General features: G+C 67.3%; 23 protein-coding genes and 1 tRNA gene. 4 read left to right on the top strand and 20 right to left on the bottom strand.

The annotated features are described in order from the left end of the window. The 6 genes from C5F46_RS01605 to C5F46_RS01580 form a co-directional block, all read right to left on the bottom strand. Positions 1–201, bottom strand: a 201-nt coding sequence (locus C5F46_RS01605; RefSeq protein ID WP_146160206.1) for a hypothetical protein, incomplete at its 3' end; no start/stop codon positions are given. Positions 202–343: 142 nt separating this feature from the next. Next, on the bottom strand, positions 344–1399 hold the full coding sequence (locus C5F46_RS01600; protein WP_107323613.1) for a lipocalin-like domain-containing protein: 1056 nt from the start codon (positions 1397–1399) through the stop codon (positions 344–346). Then, complete coding sequence (locus tag C5F46_RS01595; protein WP_107323612.1) at positions 1389–3794, bottom strand: FtsX-like permease family protein; 2406 nt, start codon at positions 3792–3794, stop codon at positions 1389–1391. The genes C5F46_RS01600 and C5F46_RS01595 overlap by 11 nt, the downstream gene beginning before the upstream one ends. Further along, the gene (locus C5F46_RS01590; RefSeq protein WP_107323611.1) at positions 3794–4450 is read right to left on the bottom strand and encodes an ABC transporter ATP-binding protein; all 657 of its coding nucleotides are present in this window, start codon (positions 4448–4450) and stop codon (positions 3794–3796) included. Before C5F46_RS01590 ends, C5F46_RS01595 begins: the two co-directional genes overlap by 1 nt. A gap of 60 nt (positions 4451–4510) precedes the next feature. Then, positions 4511–4586 (bottom strand) — tRNA-Thr (locus C5F46_RS01585). Positions 4587–4633: 47 nt separating this feature from the next. Beyond that, positions 4634–6208 (bottom strand): ABC transporter permease, encoded by a 1575-nt coding sequence (locus C5F46_RS01580; RefSeq protein ID WP_235820048.1) that lies wholly within the window; start codon positions 6206–6208, stop codon positions 4634–4636. A gap of 210 nt (positions 6209–6418) precedes the next feature. Here C5F46_RS01580 and C5F46_RS01575 point away from each other — a divergent pair, with 210 nt between their 5' ends. Continuing rightward, the gene (locus tag C5F46_RS01575; protein ID WP_107323609.1) at positions 6419–7294 is read left to right on the top strand and encodes a hypothetical protein; all 876 of its coding nucleotides are present in this window, start codon (positions 6419–6421) and stop codon (positions 7292–7294) included. Positions 7295–7309: 15 nt separating this feature from the next. Here C5F46_RS01575 and C5F46_RS01570 read toward each other — a convergent pair whose 3' ends face one another. Continuing rightward, on the bottom strand, positions 7310–7561 hold the full coding sequence (locus C5F46_RS01570) for a DUF2312 domain-containing protein (RefSeq protein ID WP_107323608.1): 252 nt from the start codon (positions 7559–7561) through the stop codon (positions 7310–7312). A 168-nt stretch (positions 7562–7729) separates the two neighbouring features. On the opposite strand from C5F46_RS01570, the gene C5F46_RS01565 reads away from it, so the two are divergent. Further along, positions 7730–7945, top strand: a complete 216-nt coding sequence (locus C5F46_RS01565) for a hypothetical protein (RefSeq protein ID WP_107323607.1) — start codon at positions 7730–7732, stop codon at positions 7943–7945. On the opposite strand, the gene C5F46_RS01560 is transcribed toward C5F46_RS01565, so the two are convergent. The 13 genes from C5F46_RS01560 to C5F46_RS01500 all read right to left on the bottom strand — a co-directional run bounded on the left by C5F46_RS01560 (position 7946) and on the right by C5F46_RS01500 (position 21179). Then, positions 7946–8278 (bottom strand): TraR/DksA family transcriptional regulator, encoded by a 333-nt coding sequence (locus tag C5F46_RS01560; RefSeq protein ID WP_107323606.1) that lies wholly within the window; start codon positions 8276–8278, stop codon positions 7946–7948. A gap of 100 nt (positions 8279–8378) precedes the next feature. Then, a complete protein-coding gene (locus C5F46_RS01555; RefSeq protein WP_107323605.1) occupies positions 8379–9542 on the bottom strand; it encodes a FliM/FliN family flagellar motor switch protein in 1164 nt (387 codons plus the stop codon). A 55-nt stretch (positions 9543–9597) separates the two neighbouring features. After that, positions 9598–12312, bottom strand: coding sequence for an ATP-binding protein (locus C5F46_RS01550; protein WP_107323604.1), 2715 nt, complete (start codon positions 12310–12312; stop codon positions 9598–9600). A gap of 3 nt (positions 12313–12315) precedes the next feature. Next, positions 12316–12600, bottom strand: coding sequence for a hypothetical protein (locus tag C5F46_RS01545; protein ID WP_107323603.1), 285 nt, complete (start codon positions 12598–12600; stop codon positions 12316–12318). After that, complete coding sequence (locus C5F46_RS01540) at positions 12600–12977, bottom strand: response regulator transcription factor (protein ID WP_107323602.1); 378 nt, start codon at positions 12975–12977, stop codon at positions 12600–12602. Before C5F46_RS01540 ends, C5F46_RS01545 begins: the two co-directional genes overlap by 1 nt. 89 nt (positions 12978–13066) lie before the next feature. Continuing rightward, positions 13067–14377: a helix-turn-helix transcriptional regulator gene (locus C5F46_RS01535; RefSeq protein ID WP_107323601.1), complete on the bottom strand. Its 1311-nt coding sequence runs from the start codon at positions 14375–14377 to the stop codon at positions 13067–13069. A 134-nt stretch (positions 14378–14511) separates the two neighbouring features. Then, the gene (locus C5F46_RS01530) at positions 14512–14694 is read right to left on the bottom strand and encodes a hypothetical protein (RefSeq protein WP_133618325.1); all 183 of its coding nucleotides are present in this window, start codon (positions 14692–14694) and stop codon (positions 14512–14514) included. Positions 14695–14845: 151 nt separating this feature from the next. Continuing rightward, positions 14846–15823 carry an ABC transporter substrate-binding protein gene (locus C5F46_RS01525; protein ID WP_107323629.1) on the bottom strand — a complete coding sequence of 326 codons (978 nt, stop codon included), beginning with the start codon at positions 15821–15823 and terminating at the stop codon, positions 14846–14848. A 36-nt stretch (positions 15824–15859) separates the two neighbouring features. Further along, entirely contained in the window at positions 15860–16708 is an 849-nt protein-coding gene (locus tag C5F46_RS01520; RefSeq protein WP_107323599.1) for an ABC transporter permease, read from the bottom strand. Then, positions 16705–17568 carry an ABC transporter permease gene (locus C5F46_RS01515; protein ID WP_107323628.1) on the bottom strand — a complete coding sequence of 288 codons (864 nt, stop codon included), beginning with the start codon at positions 17566–17568 and terminating at the stop codon, positions 16705–16707. The genes C5F46_RS01520 and C5F46_RS01515 overlap by 4 nt, the downstream gene beginning before the upstream one ends. Before the next feature lie 24 nt (positions 17569–17592). Then, positions 17593–18390 (bottom strand): ABC transporter ATP-binding protein, encoded by a 798-nt coding sequence (locus C5F46_RS01510; protein ID WP_407947331.1) that lies wholly within the window; start codon positions 18388–18390, stop codon positions 17593–17595. Continuing rightward, positions 18390–19841, bottom strand: a complete 1452-nt coding sequence (gene hydA / locus C5F46_RS01505; RefSeq protein ID WP_107323597.1) for a dihydropyrimidinase — start codon at positions 19839–19841, stop codon at positions 18390–18392. The genes C5F46_RS01510 and hydA overlap by 1 nt, the downstream gene beginning before the upstream one ends. An 87-nt stretch (positions 19842–19928) precedes the next feature. Continuing rightward, positions 19929–21179: a Zn-dependent hydrolase gene (locus tag C5F46_RS01500; protein WP_107323596.1), complete on the bottom strand. Its 1251-nt coding sequence runs from the start codon at positions 21177–21179 to the stop codon at positions 19929–19931. Between the two features lie 123 nt (positions 21180–21302). On the opposite strand from C5F46_RS01500, the gene C5F46_RS01495 reads away from it, so the two are divergent. After that, positions 21303–21932 carry a TetR/AcrR family transcriptional regulator gene (locus C5F46_RS01495; protein WP_107323595.1) on the top strand — a complete coding sequence of 210 codons (630 nt, stop codon included), beginning with the start codon at positions 21303–21305 and terminating at the stop codon, positions 21930–21932. Between the two features lie 213 nt (positions 21933–22145). After that, positions 22146–22838 (top strand): outer membrane protein, encoded by a 693-nt coding sequence (locus C5F46_RS01490; RefSeq protein ID WP_168796791.1) that lies wholly within the window; start codon positions 22146–22148, stop codon positions 22836–22838. The last annotated feature ends 49 nt before the right edge of the window (positions 22839–22887 follow it).

Raw genomic sequence — 22887 nt, 5'->3', positions numbered from 1 at the left:
ATCCGCGTCGGGCAGGGCATCGGCGCCCGGATCCGCGGGCAGATCGGGGGCGGGGCGGCGCTGCGCCAGTCGGGCCACCACTTCGCAGGCCAGGGCCTCGACATGATGTTGGTGCAGGGCATCAGGTTTGGCCGAGCCGGTGGAAATCCCGGCAAAACGCCCCGGCTCCAGAATGCCGGGTTTCCAGAATTGCATCGCCACCGCACCCTCCGTCTTGCAACGCCTTGATCTTGCGCCCAAAGCGGCGGCCTGCGGTGGGCCAGTGCTGATTTGGGCATTTGATAGGGTTTAGCGCGCAAATTGTCGCAGGCAAGCCCCGTCGCTCACGCAACGGAAACGGTGCCTAGCGGTAGCCGGTCATTTCCAGATAGCCGCGGCCCTTGTGGCTGCCGCTCACCCGGATCGGGCCTTCCCAATAGGGCACGCTGGTGCCCATCCAGGCCTGCGGGTTCAGCGCGGTCGTGGTGATGTCCAGTCCGCGTTCGGGCAGTTCCAGCCGCCATTCCACCGGCAGACGTCGCCCGGCGACCTGCGCCGTTCGCCCCGGCGTCAGCCGCAGCGCGCCGGGCGGCAGCGCGGTGACGGTGCCGTCTGCCGCGATCCATGTGGCCGAGATATAGTCAGACGCCCCGCGCAGCCGGAACGCCATCAGCCGCGCGCCCTCCTCCAGATGCAGCGAGAACCAGTCCCACCCGGTCTGATCGGGGGCCAGCGGCTGGCTGGACCATTCCCGGTCAAGCCAGCCCTGCCCGGTCACCGGCACCGCCCGGCCCTCGACCGTCAGCGTTCCGGCAACCCGGTAGAAGGGCTGCGAATAGTAATGGCTGGCCTGCCCGGCAGCAGATTTGACCGAATAGCCCCCCTGCCCCTGTGCCACCAGCGGGCCCTCGGCCGTCAGCCGAAGATCATAGCCAAAGCCCGGCCCTGCCGCGGTCAGATCCAGCTGCGCGAGCGCATCCTGCCCCGGCCCCGTGCGGCCCAGCATCTGCCAGTCGTCGATGACCGCGGCAAAGGGCGCCACACTCACCCCTGCCTGCCCGATGCCGCCGCGGGCCAGGCGCTCGGCCACGAAATGCGCTTGGGGCGTGGTCAGCGCGGCATGGCCCATCCACAGTTGCGGGCTGTCCCAGCCGGGCGCCTCGCCGGGGGCAAGCGCGGTGCGAAACAACGTCCATTGCACGCCATAGTCAGTGCCCTCGGGGCCGGTCAGGTTGGCAGTCAGATACCACCATTCGATGCGAAACGCGGGATGCGCGCCATGGTCGGCGGGAAAGGTCAGCCGTGTGGCGGGATCGGGCAGGGCAAAGCCCTCGGCGCTGCCGCCCAGCCCGGCAAACCCCTGCGCAAAGGCGGGGCCGGGCAGCAGTGCCAGCAACAGGGCCAAAACCTTAGCGTTCATTGGAAAACACCTTTACCAGATCGGCAGGCGCACTGCGCGCCAGCCGCAGCACAGGCAGCGCCGCCGCGGCCAATGCGGCCAGCCCGGCCAGCCCCGCCATCTTCAGCCAATCGACCGGAAACACCTGCATCGGCAGCCGCCAGCCAAAGGCCGCGACATTGACCACAGCCAGCAGCACCCAGGCCAGCGCCACCCCCAGCGGCACCGCAGCCAGCACCACGAACGCGGCCAGCGCCAGCGCGCGCACCGCCTCCAGCGTCGCCAGATGACGCAGCCGCAGCCCCATTGCCCACAACGGCGCCAGTTGCGGCAGCCGCATCCCGGCAAGCGTGGTCAGGCTGGCAAACAGCGCCAGCCCCGCCACCCCCAGCGTCAGCGCATTCAGCGCCGCCGTCACCGCGAATGTGCGTTCGAACACGCGCAGCGAAAACGCCTTGACCGCGGCCTGATCCAGAATCGCCTCGGGCGGCAGGGCAAAACGCTCGGTCAGTGCGGCGGCCAGCGCGGGCGCCTGCGCCGGGTTCAGCCGCAGCGCAAAGCGCAGCCGCGGCGCAGCAGGCACCCGCGCCGCCAACGCCGCATCGCCCAGCATCGCCTGCGCCTCGGGGTTGCCATAGTCGGAATAGACCCCCACCACCGGCAGCGCCCCGCCCCCCGGCAGCGCCAGCGCAGCCCCCAGACCCAGCCTGGCGCGGCGGGCAAGCTGCTCGTTCACCAGCACCCCCTCGCCCGCCGCCACCCGGTCCCAGACGCCGGGGCTGGCGGCCAGCAGCGGCCAGTGGTCGCGGTAGGTGGCATGATCGGCCACCCCAAAGATCCGGCCCCGCTGCCCAGCCAGCGTGGCCTCCACGCTCCAGATCGGCAGGATCGCGGAAACCTGCGGGGCCAGCCAGCCCTGCACCGCCTGAGCCTCGGCCGGGTCGCGGGTGGTGATGTAAAGCTCGGACACCAGCCGCTGATCCAGCCAGCCGGTAAATGTGACGCGAAAGCTGGCAACCATGGTGCCCACGCCAATATTGGCCGCCAGCGCCAGCAAAAGCGCCATCAGCGCCAGCGACAGGCCCGGCAATTGCTGGCGCGTATCGGCCCAGAACCATTGCCCCAGCACGCCCCGCGCACCGCGCGCCAGCCCGGCGGTCAGCGCCGCCAGCAGCACAGGCAGCAAAAACGCCGCCCCCAGCAACAGCCCTGCCAGCACCCCAAGCCCGGCCCAAAGCCCCGACCCCAGCGCCCACAGCGCAACCGCAGCGCCCCACAGCCCCACCCCAGCCACGGCCTGCCTTCGCAGGCCCCGCCCGGTGGCGCGCGCCCATTCGCGCGGTCGCGCCGGGGCCAGTATCGGCAGGTTCCACAGCCGCCAAAGGCTTTGCCCCGCCGAAATCAGCGCCCCGGCCAGCGCCATGCCCAGCCCCGCCAGCGCCCACCCCGGACGCAGCCTCAGGCTACCCGCGACCTCGGCGCCATAAAGGCCCCGAAGCGTCGCCGCCACATCGGGCAACAACGCCGCCGCAATGCCATAACCCAGCGCAAGCCCGACCAGCCCCGCGATCAGCGCAAGGCCCAGCAGTTCGGCCAGCAAAAGCCCCGTCAGAGCGCGCAACGGCAGACCCAGCGCGCGCAGAGTGCGAAACACCCCCCGGCGCTGTTCAAAAGCAAGCCCGATGGCCGAATGCACGATGAACAGCCCCACTGCAAAGGCCAGCAGCCCAAAGGCGGTCAGGTTGAGGTGAAAGCTGTTGGTCAGTCGCGCCAGATCGCCTTCGGGTTCCGGGGCGATCAGCACCAGACCGGGCGGCAGGCGGGCCGGATCGGGGGCCGGCACGGCCGGGTCCAGCAACAGATGCGACAGCGCGCCCGGCTGCCCCAGCAGGCGCTGCGCCACGCCGATATCGGTCAGCGCAAGGCCGGGGGGCAGATCGGCACGACGCAGGGGCGGCAGATCTGCCGCCCCTGCGCCGATCCGTGCCGCAGTTTCGGCCGATGTGAAAATCAGCCCCGGCGGGCGCAGAAAGCCTGCCAGATCCTCGCCCGCGGCCAGATCGACCTGCCGCGCTGGGGCGGGCAGGGTCAGCGGCTCGATCCCGATCAGCCGCAGCCGCGCCTCGCCCAGCCTCAGGCTGCCCTCCAGCACCGGCGACACCGGCCAACCAGCGCGCCGCAGCGCCACGAAAACCTCTTGCGAAATCGGCTCGCCCGCCGCGGCCTCGATCCGCGTCAGCCGGTTCTGGCCCAGCACGGCGGCGGCCTCGGCGTAGCTGGCGCGCGCCTCGGCGTTGATCGCCTGCACCCCCGACCACAGCGCCGTGGCCAGCGACAGCCCCAAAAGCAGCATCGCCAGTTGCAGCGGGTGCCGCAACCAGTGCGAGATCAGCGCGCCAAAGGCCGCCCGCGCCATCACGCCACCCGGCCCCCGGCCAGATGCAGCCGCCCGTCCAGCCGCCTGGCCAGCCGCGGCGAATGGGTGACCATCAACAGCCCCGCCCCGGTCTGCGCCACAAGCCGCAGCATCAGGCCCATCACCGCGTCGGCGGTCGTCTCATCCAGATTGCCGGTTGGCTCGTCCGCCAGCACCAGCCGCGGCCGCGCCGCCAGCACCCGGCCAATCGCCACGCGCTGCTGCTGGCCGCCCGACAATTCCTCGGGATAGCGCCGCAACAGCGCCGACAACCCCAGCGCCCCGGCCAGTTCGGCCTGCCAGACCGGGTCATGCCGCCCGGCAAGACGGGCCTGAAACGCCAGATTATCCACAATGTTCAGCGAGGGGATCAGGTTGAACTGCTGAAACACCAGCCCGACCCGGCCCCGGCGCAGCGCGGCCAGCTGCGGCTCGTCCAGTTGCGTGATGTCCTGCCCCTCCAGCCAGATCGCGCCCGCATCGGGCCGGTCAAGCCCCGCCACCAGATGCAGCAGCGTGCTTTTGCCTGACCCCGATTCGCCTGTCAGCGCGAGGCTTTGCCCCGCCGCCAGCGTCAGATCGACCCCCGCCAGCACGCGCAGCGGGCCCTCGCTGGTGGGATAGGTCTTTTCAATTCCGGTCAGGGTCAACAGCATGGGGCCTCCGTCGCTGCGGCAAAGCTAGCGCGGGACGGCGCAAAGACCACGGGGAAGAGGTGGTGCCGGAGAAGGGACTCGAACCCCCGACCCTCGACTTACAAGATCGCCGCTCTACCAACTGAGCTACACCGGCGCACCGAGTTTTCAGATAATGGCCCCGGCCCGCGCAGGCAAGCGCGATCAGTCGCGCGGTGCAAGGTTTGCCCGCGCCAGCAACGCCACCGCCGCCAGCCCCACCGCCATCACCAGCAGCGCCGCGGGCGCAGCATCGCCCAGATTTTCAAGGCTGGCCTTTTCATGCACCCGCGTTGCCAGCGTTTCATAGTTGAACGGGCGCAACAGCATCGTTGCGGGCAGTTCCTTGACGCAATCGACGAACACCAGCAGCAGCGCCGACCCCACCGTGCCCCGCATCAGCGGCAGATAGACCGCCCGCAAGGCCCCGCCCGCCGTGCGCCCCAGCGACCGCGCCGCCATCGGCAGCGAAGGCGAGATGCGGCCAAAGGCGGTATCGGCCGCACCCTCGGCAATGGCGAAAAAGCGCACGATATAGGCCAGCACCACCGCCGCCGCCGACCCCGTCAGGATCAACCCCGGATCGGTGCCGGTCAGCGCCAGCCAGCCATCGGCCAGCCGGTGATCAAGCGCCGCCAGCGGGATCAGGATACCCACCGCCAGCACCGCGCCGGGCGCGGCATAGCCGATCGTCGTCAGCGGCAGCAACAGCCGCGGCAGACGGCGCCCGCTGAGCCGCACCCCATAGACCATGAACATCGCACCCAGCACCGTCAGCGTGGCTGCAAGCGCCCCCACCATCAGCGTATTGCCCAGCGCGCGGACCAGACCGGGGCCGAACCAGCCCTCGGGGTTGGCGGCGGCGTGGCTGCCGATGACCGCGACGGGCAGCACAAAACCCAGCGCAAAGGGCGCAGCGCACAGCGCGGTGGCCGCCCAGCCCGCCGCGCCGTTCAGGCGGTGGCGAATGATCGGGCGCGGCTGCCGGGCCGATTGATAATAGCGCGCGTTACGCCGACCGATCTTTTCCAGCGCCAGCAGCGCCACCACCACGGCCAAGATCACCCCGGCGATCTGTGCGGCCCCGCCGGCATTCCCGGCCTCCAGCCATGTGGTGAAAATGCCCGTGGTCAACGTCTGAACGCCGAAATAATCGACCACGCCAAAATCGGCCACCGTCTCCATCATCGCAATTGCGGCGCCGGCAACAATCGCCGGACGCGCCAGCGGCAGGCCGACCCGCCAGAACAGCCCGAACGGCCCCGCCCCCAGCGCGCGCGCGACCTCGTAACTGCCGCCGGGCTGTTCACGAAAGGCGGTGCGCGCCAGCAGGTAAACATAGGGGTAAAGCGAGGCCCCCAGCACCAGCACAGCGGCCGCCCGCGAGCGCACCTGCGGAAACCAGTAATCGCGCGCCGAGGTCCAGCCGAACGCCTCGCGCAGCGCGCCCTGCACCGGCCCGGAATAATCCAGAAAATCGACCAGCGCATACGCGCCCACATAGGCCGGAATCGCCAGAGGCAGCAGCAACAGCCACTCCAGCACCCCCGAGAACGGAAACCGATACATCGAGATCAGCCACGCCGCCCCCGCCCCCACAGCCGCCGACATCACCCCCACGCCCAGACACAGCACCGCCGTATTGGCCAGATAGCGCGGCAGCGTGGTGGCCAGCAGATGCGGCCAGATGTTTTCCGACGGATGCAGCGCGATCCACAGCACCGCAAGGATCGGCGCCATCACCAGCCCGGCGATCAGAACCGAGCCAATCGGCCAGATGCCACCACCCAAGCCTCGCAAGCCTTCGGCTGAAACCGGGGCGACAGGGCAGTTTGGTTCTTGAGCGTTTTGGTCGGATCGCATGGGCACGGCTTACAGGAAAGCGGTTTCACTGTCCACAAAAGCCCCTATAGTCAGCGCCGAAAAAGGCCGCGAAACCGGAAAAGGCTCATGCAGGTCGTCTATCACATCGGTGCCCATTTCATCGACGAGGGCCGCCTCGTGCGCTGCCTGCTGGACAATGCCGCGATGCTGGAACAGCGCGGCTGCGTGGTGCCGCACCCACGCCGCTATCGCGCGCAATTTCGCAATACGCTGAACGCACTGCGCGGCGGCCCTGCCGATGACGCCACCCAAGAGGCGCTGCTGGACGGCGCCACCGATGTTGACCATTTCGACCGTATCCTGTTCTGCCACGACAATTTTATCGGCTTTCCGGTGCAGATGATTTCCGATGACGGGTTTTACGCACTGGCCCCGGCGCGGCTGCGGGCGCTGGTCAACCTGTTCCCCGAGGCAGAAACCGAGGTGCATCTGGCGCTGGCCAACCCGGCCACGCTGCTGCCACCGCTTTTACGGTTTCTGAAGGATCGCAGCTATGCAGAGGTGATGGCCGGGCACAGCCCGCTGGCGCTGCGCTGGGCGCCGGTGGTGCGCCAAATCGCGGCGGCGCTGGAGGGGCGACGACTGGTAGTCTGGTGCAACGAAGATACGCCGCTGATCTGGCCCGATGTGCTGCGCAGTCTGGCCGATGTGCCGCCCGAGGTGGAGATGGCGGGCGACGATGCGGTGCTGGCGGCGATCATGGCGCCCGAAGGGCTGGTGCAACTGCGCGCGCAACTGGCCGGCACCCCGCCCGCTGACCGGGCCGCGCGCCAGGCCCTGGTTGCCGCCGCGCTGGACCAATTCGCCCTGCCCGAGCGGTTGGAGATCGAAATCCCCCTGCCCGGCTGGACCGACGATCTGGTCGCCCGGATCAGTGCCGCCTATGATGCCGATGTGGCCGCAATCACCGCCATGCCGGGGGTGGACTTCATCGCCCCGTGATCCGGGGCAATCCGCTCAGGCCATGCCAAGGGCAGCTTTGTACATCTCCAGAATCGCCTCTTCCTCGGCGAGGTCGTTCTTGTCGCGCTTGCGCAGAGCGATGACCTTTTTCATCACCTTGGTATCATAGCCGCGGGCCTTGGCCTCGCTCATCACGTCTTTCTGCTGTTCGGTGATGTCCTTTTTCTCGGCCTCAAGGTGTTCATATTGCTCGATGAACTGACGAAGTTCGTCGGCGGCAACGGCATAGGTCGCATCGCTGGTCATGGGGGCGCTCTCCGGGTTGGCGGCGGGTATGGCGGCATCGCGCCGCGGACTCGGGCCTTGCTAGACGCAAGGCGGGCGCGCATCAAGGGCCGCGCACGAACCGGCGGGGCTTGATGCGCGCGGGCGCCCGCGCTAGTGCGACGGCAAGGAAATGCGCGGGAGGATGCGATGGAGATGCTGATCTGGGCCGGCGCGGCGGTGTCGGCGGCGGGGGTTCTTGCAATCGGCTGGTGCATTCTGGCGGTGCTGCGGTTGCGCCGGGCCAACCTGCCCGACGCCGAGGCCCGCGCCCGGCTGGCGCGGGTGGTGGCAATGAACCTTGCCGCGCTGTTCGTGTCGGTGATCGGTCTGATGATGGTCGTCGTCGGCATCATCCTGGGCTGATCAGCGCCGGTCGGCGGCGCGGGCATGATCCTTGCAGAAGGGCGTGGCGGGCAGAATATCCAGCCGTTGTTCGGAAATCCGTTCGCCGCAATAGGCGCAGTCGCCATAGCTGCCCGCCTCGATCCGGGCCAGCGCAGCCTGAATCATCCGGATCTCGGCCTGCGCCGACTGGCCAAGATCTTCGAGAACCTCGTCATCTTCGCGCTCGATCGCCATCTCTTCCCAGTCGCGGTCGGAATGCGAAACCAGTTCATCCTCGATCGTTTCAATCCGGGCCTGCAACTGGCCCAGACGGGCCAACAATTGCGCCTTGCGTTCGGCATCCGATTTCATGGCTGTCTCCTCCTGCCTTGGTCCATCTAGGCCCGACGCGCGAGCATGGGCCTTGATGCAGGTCAATCGGCGCCGATGGCCAAAGCGCTGCGCGCGCCCGTCACGCCCCGGCACTGACCTTTCGCGCGGGCAGCGAGGGGGCGGGGTCGGCCCCTTCGGCGCCAGGCAGAGGAGCGGCCACGGCGGCGGCGGGCCTTGCCGCGGGCGACGACGCCGCGGCAGCGCCGAGAGAAGGCGGAACGGAAGAGGGCGGAACCGGCCGCGGCCCGGCAGCAGACCGCGGCACCGGCGGCGTGGCGCCGGTGCCGGCTGATCTGGCGGTGGGCCCATCATCGGGCACATCGTCCGATGCCGCCCCGGCGGCGGTCAGCCGGACGGCGCGAAAGCCGCGGCTTTGCCCCAGCCGACCCTGCCCCAGCGCGCGGCCGCCCAACCCCTCCAGTTGCAGCCGGTCAACCGCCGCCAGCGGCAGCGGCAGGTCCATCCCCGGTTGCAGCGCCAGCACCGCCGAGAGCGGCACCGTTACCCGATACAGAACCGCCTCCAGCACCACAGGCGCCGACAGCACCGCCGCCTCGATCAGATCGGCCCAGTCGTCCCCGGCATCGACCGGGGCCAACACCTCGGCCGCGGGCCGGGCAGGCAGCACCGGGCGCGGGCCGGGGCCACGCCCCGCAGCGGGCAGCGCCAGCAGAAAACCACCCCGCCGCGACCCGCCAAGACCCAGATCAAGCGTCAGGTTGAATACGCGGTAGCTGGTATCCTCCAGCAACAGCCCCAGCGGGCGCGGGTCGTCAAGGAACGAGGCGTAGCGAAAACCGCCCGCCCAGCGAATATCGGGCAAGGCGGCCAGCGCTTCTTCCAGCGCCCGCAACACCTGGTCGATGAAGCCTGCGGCCAGCGTGGCATCGGTGCGGGTGGGGCGGCGCGGGGGCGGCGGCGCAGGGCCCAGCCGCCCCATCGTCTGCATCTCGATCAGCGCGGCCAGCATCGGCTGGCCCAGCGCCACCAGCCCCAAGCCCTCGCCCGGCCCCTCGATCAGCGCCAGCAGCGCGCGCTCTTCCAGCGCCTCGGGCAGATCGGCCAGCGTCATCCGCTGCTCGGCCCCCGCCGCCACCTCCAGCGGCAGGGCCATCTGATCTTGGGCGGTGCGCGCCAGCGCCTGCCCCAGCGCGCGCGCCGCCGTCATCGGTGGCGCCTCAGGCTCGGGTCGGCCGACCTCTGCCTTGCGTCGCAAAACGGATTGCGCCTGCTGCTCTGTCATCCTCGCGCCAAAAGCTCCGCCTTGGGGTCATGTCCCAGCACTGACAGATCAGAATTTACAATTGGTTGACGCCGCCCCCCTCGGCCCCCGGCTTGCGCCGCAAGGGCAGCGCCACCCGGAAGGCCGCGCCCCCCTGCCCCGGCACATAGTCGATGGTGCCGCCCAGATTGACCATGATCTCGCGGCAGATCGCCAGCCCCAGCCCGGCGCCCCCGGCGCGACTGGTATCAGTCAGGCGGGAGAACTTTTCAAAAATCAGCGATTGCGCCCGCAGCGGAATGCCCGAGCCGTTGTCGATGAAATCGACCTCAACCCCCGTGCCGCGCCGCCGCACCTCGATGCGCAGCACCGCGCGTTCGGCATCGCAATATTTGCGCGCATTCGCGATAACATTGATGAAGACCTGCACCAGCCGGTCGGTATCGGTAAAGATCGGCATGTGTTCGGCGGGAAAATCGCGCTCGATGCGGAACATTCTCTCGGGCCGGGTCGATGAGGCCGCCAGCACCGCCCGGTTGATCAGATCGTGCAGATTGGCCACGCCGATGGTCAACTGCGCGCGGCGGTTTTCCAGCACCGACAGATCCAGCAGGTCATCCAGCAGCCGTGTCAGGCGCCGCGATTCCTCATGGATGATCTCGGCATAGCGGGCGCGCATGTCGTCGGGCAGGTCCGGCTCCATCAAAATCTCGGAGAATGCCCGGATCGAGGTCATCGGCGTGCGCAATTCATGGCTGATCTGGCTCAGGAAACCGTCTTTCTGCACCGACAGCTCGGTCAGCTTTTCATTCGCGGTGCGCAGTGCGCGGGCGGTGCGGGCCAGTTCTTCGGACTGGGCTTCCAGCCGGGCGGAATATTCCTTGATCTCGCGCGTCTCGCCCGCCACGGCGATCAGATCCTGCACCGAAACGGTGGTGCCCGGCGACAGTTGCGCGATCATCGCATGGGCCGTGGCCGCGCCCACCGTGCCCGCCAGTTGCCGTTCCAGCCGAGAGACGAATTCGGGCGTGGTATCGGGCAGAAACCCCTTTTTGCCCTGTGCCGCCGCCTGCGCCTGAAAGAAGCCCTGCGCGGCCTCGGCGCCCAGAATGCGCTGCGACATGCTCAGCAGGTCTTCGGCCTCGGCCCCGACGCCGCCGCGGCTCCAGCGCTCGGCGCCTGCGGTCTGGTCATAGACATTGACAAAGGCCACGCCCTGCAACCGCTCCATCGGGCCGGGAAAGGTGACGAGCGAACAGAACAGGAAGGCTGCGGTGTTCAGCAGCATCGACCAGAACAGCGCATGCAACAGCGGATCAAGCCCCGCGATCCCGAACAGCGCCTGCGGCCGCAGCCAGCCGATACCGAAGAGGCCATGTTCCATCACGCCCGCCGAGATCAGCCCCTCGGTCCCGAACGAGGGCAGAAACAGCGCGTAAAGCCAGATCGCAAAGCCCGTGATCAGCCCCGCAGCCGCACCCACATGGGTCGCCCCGCGCCAGAACATGCCGCCCAGCAAGGCGGGCAGCACCTGCGCCACGCCGACAAAGGAAATCAGCCCGATTGCCGCCAGCGCCGACGACCCGCCCGAGACGTGGTAATAGCTGTAGCCCAGCGCCAGAACCGCCCCGATCGACACCCGCCGCGCCATCAGCACAAGGCTGCGCACATCGCCCGGCTCGCGCGCATTGCCTCGCCGCAGCGCCAGCCACAGGGGCGTGACAATATGGTTCGACACCATCGTGGCCAGCGCGATCGAGGCCACGATCACCATCGAGGTGGCGCTGGAAAACCCGCCCAGAAAGGCCAGCAGCGCCAGATTGCCCTCGCCCGCGGCCAAGGGCAGCGTCAGCACGAACAGGTCGGGGTTGGCGCCTGCGGGCATCACCTCAAGACCCACCACCGCAATGGGCACGACGAACAGGCTCATCAGCATCAGGTAAAGCGGGAATGCCCAGCTTGCGGTGGCAAGGTGCCGTTCATCGGCGTTTTCCACCACCATCACCTGAAACATGCGCGGCAGCGTCAATATCGCCGCCGCCGAGGCAAAGGTCAGGCCGGCCCAGCGCCCCGGCTCCAGCGGCCAGTCGGCGATGCGCGAGGCGTCGATCCGGGCGATCACGTCGGCCACGCCCCCGGCCAGCCCCCAGACCACGAAAACCCCCACCGCCAGCAGCGCGATCAGTTTGACCACCGCCTCGACGGCAATCGCCATGACCACGCCGTGGTGGCGTTCGTTGGCATCCAGATTGCGAGTGCCGAACAGGATGGTGAACAGCGCCAGCCCCCCCGCCACCCACAGCGCGGTGGCGCCCTGATCGGGCAGCGCCCAGCCCTCGGGCGTGTCCGAGGCGAAAACGCCAAAGCTGAGCGTCACCGACTGCAATTGCAGTGCGATATAGGGCGTGACCCCCAGCACCGACATCAGCGTGACGATCACCCCCAGCAGGTTCGATTTGCCGTAGCGCGAACTGATCAGATCGGCGATCGAGGTCACGCGCTGCGCCCGCCCGATCCGCACCAGTTTGCGCAGCACCCACCACCAGCCGACAAAGACCAGCGTCGGCCCCAGGTAGATCGTGACGAATTCCAGCCCCGAGCGCGCCGCATAGCCCACCGCGCCGTAAAACGTCCAGGCGGTGCAATAGATGCTCAGCGACAGCGTGTAGACCAAAGGCGAACGCAGCCAACCCGCCCGGCCCCGCCGCGCCCGCCGCTCGGCGGCGAAGGCCACGATGAACAGCCCGATCACATAGACCAGACAGACGGCCACAAGAATGTCGAATGGCACCGCCTAGCCCTCCGCGTCCGGGGCGCCCTCAGGCTTGTCCTCCTCGGCGAGCGCCGGGCCAAGGCCACGCGACAGACCATAGGCTGCCAGGATCAGCCCGGCCCAGACAATGAACAGATACAGCCCGCCGCGCGCGGTGTCAGGCTCAGCCGTGGCGGCGGGGCGCCACAGCACCGGCAGCAGAAACAGCACCAGCCCCAGCAGCGGCAACAGCCGGGCGGCATCCATCAGCCGCCTGCGCCGATAGGACCGCCGGGCCAGAAACAGCGGGGGCGGCGTAAGCGACATCAGGCCCCGGCCCCGGCCAGCGACCGCAGACAGGCCAGCAGATCGGCATTGGCAAAGGGTTTGGCCAGAAACGCCGAGGCACCGGCGCGTTCAGCGGCATCACGGTCGCGCCCCTGCCCGCGCGCTGTCAGCATCAGAACAGGCAGCGCCGCAAACTCGGGCCGGGCGCGCAGGTCAGCCAGAATTTCCAGCCCCGACCGACCGGGCAGCATCAGGTCCAGCACCAGAACATGGGGCCGGTCTTCGGCCAGCGCGGCCAGAACGGCGGCGCCTTCGGGCAGATGCCGGACCTGCCAGCCATCGCGCGACAAAATGAACCGGATCGCCTCGGCGATGTTCGGCTCATCCTCGACCAGAAGCACCTGCTTTTTCCCCATCCGACCGTGCCTCCTCGCCCGATCCCCTCGGTCCGACTATTGCGAGCGCGGGGCCGATTGTCAAAACCCCTGCGTGCCTGCCCGGCCCGTCACAGCCCGTCGGTCAGAATCGTCGGCTCGCGCCGGGCCAGACAGTCGCGCCGCGGGCAGACACGGCAGGTCACGCCCACCGGTCGTTCGACATCGCCGCAGACGGCGGGGGCTGGCAGGATCAGCATCATCGATTCAAGCACCTGCGGCCCGTCAAACCCCCCCGGCTGGGTCGGGATGCAGATCGCATAGGTCAAAAACCGCTGCGGCAGCCGCCCGGCCAGCTCCACCACCGCCCGGATCGGCTGCATCGGTCGCGCCAACGCCTCATACAGCGGCCACAGCGGGCAGGCCGCGCCATAGCGTGGCAGCGCAAAGCCCGGCATCGGCTTGCGGAAGGTGAACCCCCCGGCCCCGTCGCAGACGACCAACCCCACCGGCGGCAGGCTCGGATCGGGCGGCATCAGCGCCAGCCTGCGGAACAGGGTAGCCAGCGGCAGGCCAAAGCGCACCGCCAGCCGCGCGGGATCGGGGCCGTCTTCGGCCAGCGCGCGGCGCAGCGGCGCGAGCGGGAGCGCGCGCGCCTCGGCCCGCACCCGCGCCACATGCGCCGCCGCCAATTGCCGCGCCGGCCCCGAGGCCAGTTCGGCCACCCCCGCAATCAGTGCCTCGGCACCGGGCGCGGTAGCTCCTTCGAGGGCAGTCAGATGCCAGCCCTGCCCGGCCAGCCAGGCCTCCACCTCCTCTTGCGGCGAGGACAGGCCGGTTTCGGCCCCGTCAAGCGAATCGAGATAGCCCACCAGCGCCTCGGCGGTGGCCGACAGGCGCAGGCTTTCCTCGTGGATGGTGCGGTGAAACCGGGCGCGCCATTCCGGCTCCATCTCTTCGGTTTCCGCCAGAATTGCCGCGGTGGAGCGCAGCGAGGTGATGGCCGACAGAACCTCGTGCAGGGTCGTGGCCAGAAACGGGTCTTGCGCCATGCGTTCGGAATAGGCCTCAAGCGTGCGCTCCAGCGCGGCGATCCGGGTCTGGCGGGCGGCCAGCGCGGCCGCCCAGCCGGGAAACCGGCCGACGAATTCCTCGATCCGGTCGGTTTCCGGCACCGGGTCGCCGGGCGCGGCCCCCACGGCAGCCTCGCGCAGGCTGTCAAACAGCGTGCTTTCCGCCCCCTCTGACAGCGCCACCGGCTCGACCGACAGCGCCACAGCGAGCCGCTCCAGCAGCGCCTCGCCCACGCGGCGGCGGTTGTGTTCGATCAGGTTGAGATAGGCCGCCGACACGCCCACCGCGCGCGCAAGTTCTGCCTGCCGCAGCCCCAATGCGGTGCGCCGTTCGCGTATCCGTGTTCCTGTCAGCGCGCTGCGCACCATCGGGGCGGCCCTCCCACCCGGAATTTACAGGAAAGCCAAGGCACAACAATAGTTTTGGGCGCATTTAACCTGTTGTGCGGCCGGTGAAGGCCCACCCGACAGGGGCGGGCCGACGCAGCCGACAGCAGCCCCGCCTAGCAGGTTCCCGCTGCAACGTCAGAACAGCGGCCCAGATCGACCACGCCCGGTTCGCAGGTCATGCCCGGCGCGCAGGCCCCCGGTTCGGGCGCGGCGGGGGCGCAAGCGCCCAGCATCAGAAGGGCCAGCGCAGCAAGCCCCGGCAGAAAGATGCGGCGGGTATTGGAAGATGCGATCACGGAAACCTCCTGTCTTGACCCGTAACAGGTCAGGGTCAGCCTGCCAGATCGCAAACCGCCGCGCCACATCTGTGTGCGCGATGACGCAACGGAAACGGCGCGCGCCAAGCAAGGCGCGCGCCGTCAGCTTTCACAAATCCGACCTTGGGGCTTAGTTCAGCGCCTTGTCGGTGATCTGATGCGTCCAGGCGCCCACCGGCTCGGCCGAGATCACCGGGTCCGACCCGCCGCCCATCAGCGTCTTGACCGTGCGGTCGAAATCGACCGGGTCAAGCGTGCCGTTCGAGCCTGCGGTCAGCTTGGCCACCTCGCCCATCATCCGCTTTTGATGGGTTTCGGTCTGCGCGCCGGTCTCGTCATTGTCGAGCACGATCATCGCAGCCTCGTCGGGGTTCGCCTCGGCGTATTTCCAGCCCTTCATGCTGGCGCGCACAAAGCGGACCATCTTGTCCTCAAAGGCCGGGTCGGCAAGGTTGGCCTCCAGCACATAAAGCCCGTCTTCCAGCGTGGCGACGCCCTGATCTTCGTATTTGAAGGTCACCAGCTCCTCAGGCTTGATGCCAGCGTCAATCACCTGCCAGTATTCGTTATAGGTCATGGTGGAAATGCAGGCGGCCTGCTTTTGCAGCAGCGGATCGACGTTGAAACCCTGTTTCAGCACCGTCACATCGGTGCCGTCGGTCTTGAGCCCCAGCGTGTTCATCCAGCTCAGGAACGGGTATTCGTTGCCGCCGAACCACACGCCCAGCGTCTTGCCCTTTAAGTCGGCGGGTGTGGAAACACCCGTTTCCTTGAGGCAGGTCAGCATCATGCCCGAAGATTTGAAGGGCTGGGCGATGTTGACGATGGGCAGGCCCTTTTCGCGCGCGGCCAGTGCCGAGGGCAGCCAGTCCACCATCACATCGGCGCCGCCACCCGCCATCACCTGCGGGGGCGCAATATCGGGGCCGCCGGGCAGGATGGTGACGTTCAGGTCTTCCGCTTCGTAGAAGCCCTTTTCCAGCGCGACGTAATAACCCGCAAACTGGGCCTGCGTGACCCATTTCAGTTGCAGCTTCACGTCATCGGCTGCATAGGCCCCGCCCGCCGCGAAAATCCCCGCAAGCGCCGTCGAGATCAGTCTCTTCATGGTCATACCTCCGTTGGTGTGGTCCGGGCTTCCCGGTTATGAACGTCCTCGTTGCGAGGGGTGCCAGAACGTCACCCCACGTTCGATAAGTGCCACAGCCCCGTAAAAGGCCGAACCGGCCAGTGCTGCCACAGCAATCTCGGCCCAGACGAGCGGCAGATCAAGCTGCCCCACCGCCGTCGAGATGCGAAACCCCATGCCGCGCGTTGGGCTGCCGAAAAATTCCGCGACAATCGCCCCGATCAGCGCCAGAGTCGTGGCGATCTTGAGCCCGTTGAACAGAAACGGCATCGCGGCGGGCAGGCGCAGCTTGACCAACGCTTGCCCATAGCTGGCCGACCATGTCGCCATCTGGTCGCGTTGCAGCGCATCGGTGGCCTTCAGCCCGGCGACCATGTTCACCAGCACCGGAAAGAACACCATCACCACCACCACCGCCGCCTTGGAGTGCCAGTCGAAGCCGAACCACATCACCAGAATCGGCGCGATGCCGACGATGGGCAGGGCGGCCACGAAATTGCCCACCGGCAACAGCCCGCGTTGCAGAAACGGCGAGCGGTCGATGACAATGGCCGTGACAATCGCCGCGCCGCAGCCGATCAGATAGCCCGACAGCGCCCCCTTCAGGATCGTCTGGACAAAATCGGTCCACAGGATCGGCAGCGCACCTGCAAAGCGCGCCGCGATCACGCTTGGTGCGGGCAGGATCACCGGCGAAACGGCAAGGCCGCGCACCAGCCCCTCCCACAGCACCAGAAGTGTGATGCCGAACAGCGCCGGGATGAACAGTTGCACCGCGCGACTGGCCCCGTGCCGCGCCGCCAGCCAGGTGTTCAGCGCCATTGCCAGCAACCAGAACAGAACCGCGCCAAAGGCCCAGATCATCGCGCCATCCCCATACGTTTCAGCGTCACCCGCTCGATCAGGCCGACAACCATCACCAGCACCGCCGCCAGCGTCGCCGCCGCAAACAGCGCAGCCCATATCTGCACCGTCTGGCCATAATAGCTGCCCGACAACAGCCGCGCGCCAAGGCCCGCAGTGGCGCCCGCCGGCAATTCGCCCACGATCGCCCCCACCAGACTGGCCGCGATCCCCACCTTCAGCGAGGCGAACAGATAGGGCATCGAGGCCGGCAGCCGCAGCTTCCAGAAGGTGGCGGCACTGCTGGCATTATAGGTTTTCAGCAGGTCAAGCTGCATCCCGTCGGGCGCGCGCAGGCCCTTGACCATGCCCACCAGCACCGGAAAGAACGACAGATAGGCCGAGATGACCGCCTTGGGCAAAAGCCCCGTCACCCCCAGGCTGGCCAGCACCACGATCACCATCGGCGCAATGGCAAGAATGGGAATGGTCTGGCTGGCGATCGCCCAAGGCATCACCGACAGGTCCATCGCCTTGTTGTGCACGATCCCCACCGCCAGTGCGATGCCCAGCCCGGTGCCGATGGCAAAGCCCAGCAGCGTGGCCGACAGCGTGACCCAGCCATGCCAGACAAGGCTGCGTTTCGAGGTGATCTTTTGCCCCGCCACGCCGTCCCACAGCCCTTTGGCGACCTGATGCGGCACGGGCAGCACCGGGCGCTCTTGCGCCATCGTGCCGTTGACCACGTCCACCAGCGTCAACTCTCGCCCCTCGCGGGCGGCCTGATCATAGGCCCATGCCGAATTCAGCCAGACCGCCGCGCCATACCAGACCACAAGAATTGCGGCCAGAACGGTAAGAATGGGCAGAACCGACCGCATCATGCCCCCCTCGGGCGCGCAGCCCTAGTCATAGCTGTGCCCCGCGCGCAGTCCCTCGCGGACGCGATGCGCAATGGCGATGAATTCGGGCGTATCGCGAATGTCCAGCGGCCGTTCGCGCGGCAGCGTGCTTTCGATCACATCGGTAATCCGGCCCGGTCTTGGCGACATCACCACGATCCTGGTCGAGAGATAGACCGCCTCGGGGATCGAATGGGTGACAAAGCCGATGGTCTTGCCGGTCCGCGCCCACAGCTTCAGCAATTCCTCGTTCAGCCGGTCGCGGACGATTTCGTCCAGGGCGCCAAAGGGTTCGTCCATCAGCAGGATGTCGGCGTCAAAGGCCAGGGCCCGCGCGATACTCGCGCGCTGCTGCATCCCGCCCGACAACTGCCACGGAAACTTCTTCCCGAACCCCTCCAGATCAACCAGAGAGAGCACTTTTTGAACACGTTCCTCCTGCTCGGCCCGCGAAAAGCCCATGATTTCCAGCGGAAGTTTCACATTTCCCGCAATTGTCCGCCACGGATACAGCCCCGCCGCCTGAAACACATAACCATAGGCGCGGGCCTGCCGGGCCTTGTCGGGCGTCATGCCGTTGACGGTCAGGCGGCCCTCGGTCGGATGCTCCAGCGCCGCGATGGCGCGCAGGAAGGTGGTCTTGCCGCAGCCCGAGGGGCCGATAAAGCTGACAAAATCGCCGCGGCCGATCGTCAGGTTCACATCCTTCAGCGCGTGAACGGGGCCGTCGTTGGTCTCAAACGTCAGCCCCACGCCCTGCGCCTCGATCACCGGCGCCGCCATGCTTGACAGGTCTTTCATCATACCCCGCTTGCCGGAATACCGCCACGCGGCACGGGCCGCGGCGCGGTCAGGTCTTTCCACGCGGACAGCGCCTTGTTGACCGCCGCCCCCGGTTCACGCGCCACGAACTGGCCGTGCCCTTCGCGGGTTTGCACCTTCCCGTCGGCAACCGCAACCATGCCGCGGCTCAGCGTATAGCGCGGCAGGCCCTTCACCTGCTTGCCCTCGAACACGTTGTAGTCGATCGCCGATTGCTGGCTTGCAGCCGAAATCGTTTTTGTCGCCTCCGCGTCCCAGACGACCAGATCAGCATCCGCCCCCACCAGCACTGCACCCTTTTTCGGATACATGTTCAGTATCTTGGCGATATTGGTCGAGGTGACGGCGACAAACTCGTTCATCGTGATCCGGCCGGTGGTCACCCCATGGGTCCAAAGCATCGGCATCCGGTCTTCAAGCCCCCCGGTGCCATTGGGGATTCTGGTGAAATCGCCCTTGCCGAACCGCTTCTGCTCGGTGGTGAAGGCACAGTGATCGGTCGCCACCACCGACAGCGAGCCCGAGGCCAGCCCCGCCCACAGACTGTCCTGATGCGCCTTTGACCGGAACGGCGGGCTCATCACGCGGCGCGCGGCATGGTCCCAGTCGGGGTGGAAATATTCGCTTTCATCCAGCGTCAGGTGCTGGATCAGGGGCTCGCCCCAGACGCGCTTGCCCTGCATCCGCGCGCGACGGATCGCTTCGTGGCTGTCCTCGCAACTGGTGTGAACGACATAGAGCGGCACCCCCGCCATGTCGGCGATCATGATCGCGCGGTTGGTGGCCTCGCCCTCCACCTGCGGCGGGCGCGAATAGGCGTGGGCCTCGGGGCCGGTGTTGCCCTCGGCCAGCAGCCGCGCGCACATTTCAGCCACCACATCACCGTTTTCGGCATGCACCATCGGCAGCGCACCCAGTTCCGCGCAGCGGCGGAAGCTGGCAAACAACTCGTCGTCGTTCACCATCAGCGCGCCCTTGTAGGCCATGAAATGCTTGAAGCTGGTGATGCCACGCCCCACCACCGCCTGCATTTCGTCAAAGACCTGTTCCCCCCACCATGTCACAGCCATGTGGAACGAATAGTCGCAATTGGCGCGCCCTGCCTTGTTGTCCCACATGCGCAGCGCATCAAGCAGCCCCTGACCGGGGCTGGGCAGGGCGAAATCCACCACCATCGTCGTGCCCCCCGCCAGCGCCGCACGGGTGCCGCTTTCGAAGTCATCGGCCGAATAGGTGCCCATGAAGGGCATCTCCAGATGGGTATGCGGATCAATCCCCCCCGGCATCACATAGCAGCCGCTGGCGTCCAGCACCTGATCGCCCGCCAGCCCCGGCCCGATGGCAGCGATCTTGCCCCCCTCCACAAGCACATCCGCCCTGTAGGTCAGATCGGCGGTGACGATGGTTCCATTCTTGATGACTGTGCTCATGCCCCTGATCCCTCCTGGCGCAGCCGTGCTGCTTTCATCTTGGTTCAAATATCCCGGGGGTCCGGGGGCAGCGCCCCCGGCCTTGCCTCATGCCACGATCTGCGCGGTTTCCAGCACCGCATGCAGCAGCACATCAGTGCCCGCCGCGGCCCAGTCGGGGCTGATCTCCTCGGCCTCGTTATGGCTGAGGCCGCCCACACAAGGGCACATCACCATGGTCGCGGGCGCCACCTTCGCGGCCCAGCAGGCATCGTGCCCGGCGCCCGAGATGATGTCGCGGTGACTGTAGCCCAGACGCTCGGCGGCCCGGCGCACATTGGCCACCAGTTCGGGGGCAAATGTCACCGGGTCGAAATGGCCCACCGCCTCGACGCTATACCCCACACCCAGGTCGGCGCAGAGCGCCGCCGCCTTCGCCTCGATCTCGGCGCGCATGCCGTCCAGCTTCGCCTGATCGGGGCTGCGGATGTCCACGGTGAACACCACCGTTCCCGGCAGCACGTTGCGCGAGTTCGGCGAAAACCGCACCTGACCCACGCCCCCCACGGCATCGGGCAGGGCGGCCATCGCCACCGCCTGCACCATCTCCATGATGCGCGCCATCGCCAGCCCCGCATTCACCCGCAGATGCATCGGGGTCGATCCGGTATGCGCCTCGCGCCCGGTCAGCGTGAATTCCAGCCACCACAGCCCCTGGCAATGGGTGACAACACCAATCTGCTTGCCCTCAGCCTCAAGGATCGGGCCCTGTTCGATGTGCAACTCGTAATAAGCGTGCATCTTGCGCGCGCCCACCGGCTCGTCGCCGACCCAGCCGATGCGCGCCAGTTCCGCGCCGAAGGTCTTGCCCTCGGGGTCGGTGCGGCCATAGGCATAGTCAAGCGTATGCACACCGGCGAACACGCCCGAGGCCAGCATCGCGGGCGCAAACCGCGCGCCTTCCTCGTTGGTCCAGTTCGTCACGACGATCGGGTGCTTCGTGCGGATCCCCAGATCGTTCATCGTGCGGATGCATTCCAGCGCGCCCAGCACACCCAGCACCCCGTCATACTTGCCGCCGGTAGGCTGGGTATCCAGATGGCTGCCCACATAGACCGGCAGGGCCTCGGGGTCGGTTCCCGCCCGCGTGGCAAACATCGTGCCCATGGCATCGACGCCCATTGTCAGCCCGGCCGCATCGCACCAGCGCTGAAACAGCGCGCGGCCCTCGGCATCGGCGTCGGTCAGCGTCTGGCGGTTGCAGCCACCGGCGATGCCGGGGCCGATTTGCGCCATCTCCATCAGGCTGTCCCACAGGCGCGCGGAATTGATCCTGAGGTTTTCTCCAGGTGCAGGCATTGTGATCTCCCTGTCGTTCGGAGTCTTGGCGCCCCTTGCGACGATTCCAACTTGACCATGCGGTCAAGTGAAACGCACCATAACCTGACCAAGCGGTCAACGATTATCTGAGGACAGCGCCGGATGGACGAGCCGAACCGCCCCCCGCGCCGCCAGGCGATCCGTCAGGCGAATGAGGCGCTTATTCTTTCAGCAGCGGAAAAAGTCTTTGCCGAGGCAGGCTTTGGTGGCGCCACCATGCAGGTGATCGCCGATCTGGCGGGGCTGCCCAAGGCCAATCTGCACTATTATTTCCCAACCAAGGAATCGCTCTACCGATCCGTGGTGAAAACCATCTTCCACATCTGGCTGGAGGCCGCCGAGACCTTCGATGCCGCCCCCGGCCCGGCGGAGGGGATCGGCGCTTATATCGACGCCAAGATGGACATCTCGCGCCGCCATCCCCATGGCTCAAAGGTCTGGGCGACCGAGGTGATGCACGGCGCGCCGGTGATTCAGGATTATCTGGAAACCACCCTGCGCGACTGGACCGAGGGCCGCGCCCGCGTGATCCGCCGCTGGATCGCGGAAGGCAAGATGGCCCCGGTGGACCCGTACCACCTGCTCTATATGCTCTGGGCCACAACCCAGCACTACGCCGATTTCAGCCACCAGATCGAGACGCTGAACGGTGGCCCGCTGTCCGATGCCGATTGGCAGGCCGCAAAGGCCAGCGTGAAGGGGATTGTGCTGCGGGGGATCGGTGTGGTGTAAAACCGGTCGAGCGTGCCTTTCCACTCGCCCAGAATGGATGAGCGCGTCCCTGGGTCAGCATCGCCCGGATTAACCTGCGAATTGCCTCTGTGTCCCGCATGCAACCCTTGGAAAAAACTGTCCATATTTGCTGAAAGATCAGACGGCCCACTCACAAAACGGTGTATTCCGAAGGCAACGCAGTCTCGTTCTCTTTATTCGAAAGTGAGCATCATGGTTCGACTTTTTGTTTCCGCATCGCTTGCGCTGATGACAATGCCGGCGTTCGCGGGCGGTATGACCGGGCCAGTCGTCGAACCTGACCCGATTCCCGCAGCCGCGGCAAAGAGCCTTGGCTGGTATGGGTATGGGATGATCGGTGGCACGTTCGATGGCCCCTCGTATCGCTATGCGCCTGAGGATCAGGCGACCGATGTCGATCTTTCCGGGCCGAGCCTGACCGTGGGCATCGGGCGCGAAATCAGCCGACGCGGAGCGCTGTCCATTGGGTTCGAAGCGGACTTGACCGCAGGTGGCATCGACTCCGCTCACATCGAGGGCGGGACTGTCCCATGCCTGACCGGCGAGGGCGGTTGCGAGGCCGCGGTGGACTGGTTGGCGACGGCCCGGCTTGTTCTGGGCTGGAAGACCGGAAACACGATGCCCTACATGACTGCGGGCCTTGCTGCGGGCGACATTTCGGGCTTTGCCGATGCTGGCGCCTGCGGCTACATCGCCTGCGGCTTTGATGGCACCGAAACCGGGTGGACGGCGGGCCTCGGGTTCCGCCACGAATTGTCGGATCGCTGGGCGCTGAAGGGCGAGGTTCTGTATATCGACCTTGGCAGCCCCGATTTCCCGAGTGCCAGTGTGACCTCTGACTTCACCTTCTCGCAAGTTCGACTGGGCACCATCTATAAGTTCTGAAGCCGCGGGGCGGGGCGGAACATCGCCCGCCCCGCCCCGCGACCCGCGC

The organism is Phaeovulum veldkampii DSM 11550, assembly GCF_003034995.1.
Lineage (GTDB): Bacteria > Pseudomonadota > Alphaproteobacteria > Rhodobacterales > Rhodobacteraceae > Phaeovulum > Phaeovulum veldkampii.
The sequence above is the reverse complement of the archived record's forward strand: the minus strand, read 5'-3'. Positions and strand labels throughout refer to the sequence as shown.